At 28.9% G+C, this 1,856-nt stretch carries 2 protein-coding genes; both read right to left on the bottom strand.

All coding sequences use genetic code 11. The features are described from left to right. On the bottom strand, nucleotides 1–1,283 hold a 1,283-nt coding region (locus AACZ53_RS14485; protein ID WP_339839910.1), incomplete at its 3' end, for a DUF58 domain-containing protein. A 10-nt stretch (nucleotides 1,284–1,293) separates the two neighbouring features. Next, nucleotides 1,294–1,856, bottom strand: a 563-nt coding sequence (locus tag AACZ53_RS14480) for a MoxR family ATPase (protein WP_339839909.1), incomplete at its 5' end; no start/stop codon positions are given.

Below are 1,856 nucleotides of genomic sequence, written 5' to 3'. Positions count from 1 at the left end.
GTTAAGTTTTCGGGTTGTGTTAACACTGAATAAATACCGTATTTTCTTAACTCATTTACAATTAAACGTTTTTCGAAGGCAAATTTTTCAGCTATTACTTTATCGTATATTTCTTGAACAGTATTGGCTTTTTTGTCAATTAATTCGTTTAATTCTGTATTGTTAAAAAAGACAATAACTAATAAATGATTTTTAGCAATTCCTTTTAAATAAGGCAACTGTCTGTGCAAACCATCAAGCGTTTCAAAATTGGTGTAAAGAATTAGTAAACTTCTTTGATTAATTTTATTTTTGATATCAACATATAAACGGCTGAAATCACTTTCAAAAAAATCGGTTTTAATGTTGTAAAGATTTTCAAGAATTAATTGCATTTGACTTTGACGTTTTTCAGCCACAACTCTATTTTCTACTTTTTTTGAAAATGCCAATGTTCCAGCTTTATCATGTTTTTTTAGAATCACATTGGATAAAACTAAAGTCGCATTAATAGCATAATCTAAAAGACTTAAACCATTAAAAGGCATTTTCATCACACGACCTTTATCAATAATCATGTAAACGTTTTGTGATTTTTCATCTTGAAATTGATTCACCATTAATTGGTCACGTTTCGCCGTAGCTTTCCAATTTATGGTTCTAATGTCATCACCTTGAACATATTCTTTGATTTGTTCAAATTCCATTGTATGTCCAATTCGTCTAATTTTTTTTAAGCCATATTGGGATAATGAATTCGAAAAAGCCATCAAATCATATTTTCGTAATTGAACGTATGAAGGATATGTTGGCACTAATTGATTATTGGCAAAACGGAATCTTTTAGAAGTTAATCTCAAAGGAGAACTTGTAAAAACATTTAAATTTCCAAAGAAATATTCACCTCTTTCTGTAGGTCTTAAAAAGTATTTATATTCATCTTTAGATTGAGCATTAATTCGTCTAAAAACATTAAAATTTCTGACTTGAAACTGAAAGGGAATTTCATCAATAATTCTAGCGTAAATAGGAAAAGTGTATTTATTTTTTATTCGAATAACGATTTCGTTTTCATCACCATTTGAAAGTTTTTCTGGAGTTTGGCGAACGGCTTCAATTGATGATTTTGATAAGAATAATAATAAAACATCAATTATTGTAAAGATTATAAAAATGTATAAAATATACCAAATTGCGTTGTAAAACATTGGAAAAAAGTAAGACAACACAAAACAACCTATGATACCAATTAGGCAATAGAAAAAGAAATTAGTAAGGTAGAGTTGTTTAAAAAGTTGTTTCATTTTTTTTAAATTATCTTGGAATTTCTACAGAATCAATAATTTGTTTGATGATTTCACTGCTGTTTAAGCCTTCCATTTCTCTTTCTGGAGTAACTACAACTCTATGTTGCATAACTGGAATTGCAGCTTCTTTAATATCATCTGGTGTAACGAAATCTCTTCCTTTTATAGCAGCAAACCCTTTTGAAGCATTTAAAATAGCAATGGAAGCTCTTGGTGAAGCACCTAAATATAGAAACGGATTTTCACGCGTATTTAAAACGATTTTTGCGATGTATTCGATAAGATGTGGTTCAATTAGAATTTGTTTTACCAAGCCTTGAAAACTTAAAATATCACTTTGAGAAACAATTTTTGCAATGTCAGACAATTTGTCTCTGTTTTGTAAATCGTTTTCTTTGTGAATAATAGCAACTTCTTCTTCTAAATTTGGATAACCAATATTTATCTTGAATAAGAAACGGTCTAATTGTGCTTCCGGTAAACGATATGTTCCTTCTTGCTCAATTGGATTTTGAGTAGCTATTACGATAAATGGTTTTTCTAAAATATAAGTTGTTCTCTTGCTTACCG

This window comes from uncultured Flavobacterium sp. (genome assembly GCF_963975005.1).
In the GTDB taxonomy this organism is placed as follows: Bacteria; Bacteroidota; Bacteroidia; order Flavobacteriales; family Flavobacteriaceae; genus Flavobacterium.
The sequence above is the reverse complement of the archived record's forward strand: the minus strand, read 5'-3'. Positions and strand labels throughout refer to the sequence as shown.